Genomic DNA, 5,152 nt, shown 5'->3' with positions numbered 1-5,152 from the left:
GCCCCTCGTCATGAGCATTGCTGTCCTGCGCGATCAGGCCGAGGATGCGATCCGGCTGCCGTGTGGCGAGATGGTAGCCGACAGGCGTGCCGAAGTCAGTGATGTAGAGGAAGAATCGCTGGATGCCGAGGGCCTCGACGAAGGCTTCGATCGTGTTGGCCAGGTTCTCGAACGTGTAGTCATAGGCATCGATGGAAGGGGCGGACGAAAAGCCGAAACCGGGCAGGTCCGGCGCCACCACATAGGCTGTGTCCGCCAGCGGTTCGATGACATTGCGATAGACGTGCGACGAAGTCGGATATCCGTGCAGCAGCAGGATTGCCGGTCTGCCCGGGTCGCCGGCGTGTCGGTAGAAGATGTCGAGGCCGTCGACATTGATGGTCTCGTGGCGGGTCTTGTAACGATTGCTGCACATCCTCTCTCTCCCAGTGGTCCGCGCCGACCTGGCGGTGCTATGGGTTTGACACCACATATCCCTGTGATAGTGGTTACATCATGTAACCGTATAATGCGGTTGATGAGGTTATGTTCCATGGGCGATGCATACACCGAATGGGTGCCGGATCACTTCATCGGCGGGCATCCCGCTTTGGACCTGTCGAATGCCGTGTTCGACCGGCGGGCGCCGGCAGCAGACAATGAACTCTTCAAATCCGTCCAGGATGTTGCGAACTGGTTCAGCGCCTCAGGGCTTGCCGACGATCGCCAGGCGCAGGCCGTTGCCGAGATAGCGGATGGGCGGTTCGTGGAAGGGGTCCGCGAAATGCGGGAGGCGTCATTTCAGGTTTTCGAGCCAATCGCCGCGGGTAAACCGTCTGCGGCCGAACCGCTTGGCGTGTTGTTCTCGCGCACGGCAAGCTCGCTTGCCGCCGGCTCTATCGAACTGGATGGCACCAGACCGAAGCTTGCCCTTGCCCGGTGGCGGGACCCGGACGCCGTCACCGCCTTGCTGGCCATGCTGTCCATCGACGCGTTCTTCACCCTGCCGCGCGACAGGCTGCATTCCTGCCCTCGCTGTGGCTGGCTTTTCCTCGATACGTCGCGAGGCGGCAAGCGGCGCTGGTGCAGCATGCGCACCTGCGGCAACCGCGAGAAGGTGTCGCGCCACCGAGATCATACCGACGTCTAGACCCGGGTTAGCGCACCACGTCGCCTCTGCTGCGGGCAGCCGGATGCCGGCGCGTCACTCCGGAAGACCGGCCTTGCGAAAACCATCGACGAAATGCTCGAGCGTAGCGGCGTCGCGGAATGGCTCGGTCGTCGCCCAGTGATGGGTTGTGAAATGCGGGTTGCCGACGAGGAACAGTTCAGCCTCAGCGCGCGCCTCGTCGAGCCGGCCGAGTTGCGCCAGGCTGGCGGCCAGGAAACGGCGTGAGCTTGTGCGATAGGTCTCGTCACGGCGCAACGTCTCGATAGCGGCTTGGTAGTCGCGCGCCGCATATTGCGCCTGGCCGAGCGTCAGATAGTACCAGCTCGCTGGAAACGGGTTCAGCCGGAACGCCTTGCCGATGTGCTCGAGGCCCTCTTCGACCCGGCCGGCCAGGACGGCGATGTCGGACAATGCCGCCCAGGTGTCGGCCTCGTTCGGGTCGAGCTCGATCGCCTTGGCGAATTCCGCATCCGCTTCAGTGAAGCTGCGCTCATAGGCAAGCAGGTAGGCCAGGATCCAGCGACAGCCGGCATCGTTGGGATCGATCGCCACGGCCTTGCGCGCCAGCTCCAAGGCAACGCTGCGGGCAGCTTCGGTTGGTCCGCCCCAATGCACCCGTCCCATCCAGTGGTTCATGGCAAGCCAGCGATAGGGCTCGGCGTAATCAGGATCGAGCGACACCGCGCGCGTCAGCATCAGATGCGCTTCCTGCGCCATCTGCGGCGAGTCGTCGATCAGCTTGCGCGCCCGCACGCAGAGATCGTAAGCCTCGAGATTGCTGGGTCGGTTGCGCGGCGGCGGCGCGCGCAGACGGCCAAGCAACGCCTCCACAATCTTGGCCGTAACCTCGTCCTGAACGGCAAAGATATCGTCCAGGCCGCGATCGAAGCGTTCCGCCCACAGATGGTCGCCGCTCACCGCGTCGACCAGCTGTGCGTTGATGCGCACGCGCCCCGCGGCGCGTCTTGCGCTGCCTTCCAGCAGGTAGCGCACGCCAAGATCCCCGGCGATCTCGCGCACGTCCATCGCTTTTCCCTTATAGGCAAAGGTCGAATTGCGGGCGATGACGAACAGGCCGGAGATCCTGGACAGGTCGGTGATGAGGTCTTCGGTCAACCCGTCCACGAAGGAATCCTGCTCGGGATCGTTGCTGAAATTGACGAAGGGCAGCACGGCTATCGATGGTTTGTCGGGCAGCGGCAAGGATTTTCGCTTGGCCTCGCCGAGCTGTTCGACGGCCCCTGTGAAACGGTAGCCGACGCGCGGAACGGTGGATATCCATTCGCCGTTCTCGCCGACAGGACCAAGCAGCTTGCGCAACTGCGCGATCTGGACGGTGAGGTTGCCTTCCTCGACGGCCGTGCCCGGCCATGCAGCGTCCATCAACTCGGCCTTCCCCAATATTTCACCGGGCCGCCCGACGAGTGCTGCAAGCAGGCTCAGCCCGCGATAGCCAACGGCAACGGGGACGTCGTTCCGAAGCAGCGTTCCCGCACCCGGATCAAGCACGAACGGACCAAAGGCAAAACGCGATCCCTGCATAGGCGCATCTATAGAGCAATTCCAGGAAAAGTGTGAAGCGGTTTTCTGTTCGGAATTGCGTCAAAACAAAGGGTTAGAGTAGTTTGCCGGTTCCGTGAGCCGGTGAACTGCTCTAGCTCGTTTGGAAGTTTTGAGAACTATTTGGGAGGGCTTAATTACGGCGCCGTCCGTATCGCGCAGAATTCAACCTCATCGAGAGCCCCAGGCCCTCAAACCATATGGAGGTTGCCATGACCAATACACTTGCATCAGCCCAGCGTTGTGCAGCGCGAGCGGGAACGCCCGTGCGGCCGGCATCGCGCCGGCTCCTGAAGACCCTGCGAAGCATCATAGCGAGTTGGCACGATCGGACCTGGCGCGAACGGATACGCTTTCGCTGGCAACTCAGGCAGATGTCGAAGGACAATCCGCATCTGATCGACGATATCGGCCTGACGATACAGCAGGTCGAGGGAGAGATCGCCAAGCCCTTCTGGGAACGATAGAGCGAATGCCGCAATTGCGTCGGGCGTCAGCGCACCGCCTCGCGATGGGCGCCCAAACCGAGGTCGCTTTGGGCGACATGCATCAGAGCGCATCCATATGTACGCCATTGGTAATCTGAGTGCAGCCGGGCAGGCCGAATTGCTCGGCCCACAGACATAGTGAACCTGCTGCTGCGTTGAGCGCCGCGCCGCGTTCTGTCAGCGAATAGACTACCTTCGCTGGAACCACGGAAAAGACCTTGCGGTCGACAAGGCCGTCCGCCTCCAGTTCTCGCAATTGTTGAGCCAGCATCTTTTCACTGATGCCAGAGAGCGCCTGTTTCAATCGACCAAATCTGCGCGACGCCGTTCCGAGCTCGCAAAGGATATCTACTTTCCACTTTCCTTCGACCATCCTGACGGCCGCTGCAAAGCCATTGTCCGCGGAATTGTTCATCGCGCGTTCCTTACCTTCTGGTGACCACTTACGCCCGGGTGCGTATCGCGCGCCGCTCGTTTTGACATACCTCTCAAGACGATCACAGCAAAACGCGGTCTGACGCCGCCAATTGATATGGAGTGTGGAATGAAGCTTTCAATCACGGTTGTTGGAACGGGCCGTATGGGCTCGGCGCTCGCCGGCAGCCTGCTTCAGTCGGGATATCCGACGACTGTCTGGAACAGAACCAGACAGAAGACCGATCCACTCGCCAGGCTGGGCGCAATCGTCGCGTCCTCCGTGGAGGAAGCCGTGAACGCAGGCGAGATCATCATTGTGAATGTCAGCGACTATGAGGCGACAAAAGCGCTTCTCCACAGTGACGCCATCGCCTCAGCCATTCGCGGCAAGCTGATCGTGGAGTTGACTTCCGGGACGCCAAATGGCGCACGGGAAGCCGCTGATTGGTATAGGGAGCACGGCGCAAGCTACCTTGATGGCGCGATCATGGCGACGCCGGATTATATCGGCACGGACGCCGGAACCATCCTGCTTGCCGGGCCAAGGGCGGCTTTCGACACGAACCGCGATGTGTTTCGCGCTTTGGGTGGCAATGTTCAGCATGTTGGCGAAGAACCAGGGCGTGCGAACGGGCTCGATAGCGCACTACTGGCTATCATGTGGGGCGCTCTGTTCGGGGCGCTCCATGCGATCGCCGTGTCGCAGGCCGAAGAGATCGAACTCGGTGAACTGGCGCGTCAGTGGTCCGCGACGGCGCCGGTCATTGACGGCTTGGTGACCGACCTCATCAAGCGGACGAGCGCTGGCCGATTTGCCAGCGATAACGAAACGCTCTCGTCGATCTCGGCGCACCACGGCGCAATGCAGCATCTATTGGAGTTGATGCAGTTCCGCGAAATCGACCGTTCAATAGTCGATGGTTATGATGCGATATTCAAACGGGCCATAGCGGCGGGCCACCTGCACGATGATTTCGCCGCGCTCTCGCAATTTCTGGCGACAGGGAAGTAGCATGCCTTTGACGCATCTCATCGATAAGTATTGTGCATCGTGGTCCACCGAAAACGCCGAGAAGCGGCGGGCGTCGCTGTTATCGATCTTGAGCGATGGCGCGACGTATACCGATCCAACCGTTCACGCCGTTGGTGCCGAAGAACTTCTAGCCCACATTGCAGGAATTCAGAGCAAGCATCCTGGTGCCTGCATTCTGCGGACCAGCAACGTGGACGTTCATCACGGCGTCGCGCGCTTCGCGTGGAAGTTTGTGACGCCTGACGGTTCGTCTTTACCCGAGGGCCTGGACATCGCTTTTCTGGATGAGGAGCAGAAACGGATAACGCGTATCATTGGCTTCTTCGGTTTGTTGAAACCAGCTCGATCTCTGGCAGAGGGCGGCGTCAGCTAACCGGTCAAGAGCTGACATTCGAACATGTCAGCGCACCGCCTCGCGTTGGGCGCCGGGCAGGCGGGTGGCGATCAGCTTGTCGATGCGGCGGCCGTCGAGATCGACCACCTCGAAGCGCCAGCCCTGCGCGT

Annotated in this window: 7 protein-coding genes; 4 read left to right on the top strand and 3 right to left on the bottom strand. The window is 61.0% G+C overall.

Features of this window, described 5'->3' with window-relative positions; translation table 11 throughout:
• Positions 1–415, bottom strand: a 415-nt coding sequence (locus EN893_RS18135; RefSeq protein ID WP_128361681.1) for an alpha/beta fold hydrolase, incomplete at its 3' end; no start/stop codon positions are given.
• A gap of 117 nt (positions 416–532) precedes the next feature.
• Here EN893_RS18135 and EN893_RS18130 point away from each other — a divergent pair.
• Positions 533–1,129 carry a CGNR zinc finger domain-containing protein gene (locus tag EN893_RS18130; RefSeq protein ID WP_127272169.1) on the top strand — a complete coding sequence of 199 codons (597 nt, stop codon included), beginning with the start codon at positions 533–535 and terminating at the stop codon, positions 1,127–1,129.
• Positions 1,130–1,183: 54 nt separating this feature from the next.
• On the opposite strand, the gene EN893_RS18125 is transcribed toward EN893_RS18130, so the two are convergent.
• Positions 1,184–2,692 (bottom strand): winged helix-turn-helix domain-containing tetratricopeptide repeat protein, encoded by a 1,509-nt coding sequence (locus tag EN893_RS18125; RefSeq protein ID WP_127272172.1) that lies wholly within the window; start codon positions 2,690–2,692, stop codon positions 1,184–1,186.
• Positions 2,693–2,922: 230 nt separating this feature from the next.
• Between EN893_RS18125 and EN893_RS18120 the strand changes: the two genes are divergently transcribed.
• On the top strand, positions 2,923–3,177 hold the full coding sequence (locus tag EN893_RS18120; protein WP_127270483.1) for a DUF1127 domain-containing protein: 255 nt from the start codon (positions 2,923–2,925) through the stop codon (positions 3,175–3,177).
• A gap of 82 nt (positions 3,178–3,259) precedes the next feature.
• On the opposite strand, the gene EN893_RS18115 is transcribed toward EN893_RS18120, so the two are convergent.
• Entirely contained in the window at positions 3,260–3,613 is a 354-nt protein-coding gene (locus tag EN893_RS18115) for a winged helix-turn-helix transcriptional regulator (protein WP_127270482.1), read from the bottom strand.
• A gap of 129 nt (positions 3,614–3,742) precedes the next feature.
• Between EN893_RS18115 and EN893_RS18110 the strand changes: the two genes are divergently transcribed.
• On the top strand, positions 3,743–4,627 hold the full coding sequence (locus EN893_RS18110) for an NAD(P)-binding domain-containing protein (protein ID WP_127270480.1): 885 nt from the start codon (positions 3,743–3,745) through the stop codon (positions 4,625–4,627).
• Position 4,628: 1 nt separating this feature from the next.
• Positions 4,629–5,021: a nuclear transport factor 2 family protein gene (locus EN893_RS38135; protein WP_164748986.1), complete on the top strand. Its 393-nt coding sequence runs from the start codon at positions 4,629–4,631 to the stop codon at positions 5,019–5,021.
• The last annotated feature ends 131 nt before the right edge of the window (positions 5,022–5,152 follow it).

The organism is Mesorhizobium sp. M7A.F.Ca.CA.004.04.2.1, from assembly GCF_004022825.1.
GTDB lineage: Bacteria > Pseudomonadota > Alphaproteobacteria > Rhizobiales > Rhizobiaceae > Mesorhizobium.
This window is presented reverse-complemented; position numbering and strand designations above follow the sequence as displayed.

Excerpts from the sequence above, each read along its gene's own strand:
- EN893_RS18115 (WP_127270482.1), bottom strand. The coding sequence starts at position 3,613 with ATGAACAATTCCGCGGACAATGGCTTTGCAGCGGCCGTCAGGATGGTC.
- EN893_RS38135 (WP_164748986.1), top strand. The coding sequence starts at position 4,629 with ATGCCTTTGACGCATCTCATCGATAAGTATTGTGCATCGTGGTCCACC.
- EN893_RS18110 (WP_127270480.1), top strand. The coding sequence starts at position 3,743 with ATGAAGCTTTCAATCACGGTTGTTGGAACGGGCCGTATGGGCTCGGCG.
- EN893_RS18120 (WP_127270483.1), top strand. The coding sequence starts at position 2,923 with ATGACCAATACACTTGCATCAGCCCAGCGTTGTGCAGCGCGAGCGGGA.
- EN893_RS18130 (WP_127272169.1), top strand. The coding sequence starts at position 533 with ATGGGCGATGCATACACCGAATGGGTGCCGGATCACTTCATCGGCGGG.
- EN893_RS18125 (WP_127272172.1), bottom strand. The coding sequence starts at position 2,692 with ATGCAGGGATCGCGTTTTGCCTTTGGTCCGTTCGTGCTTGATCCGGGT.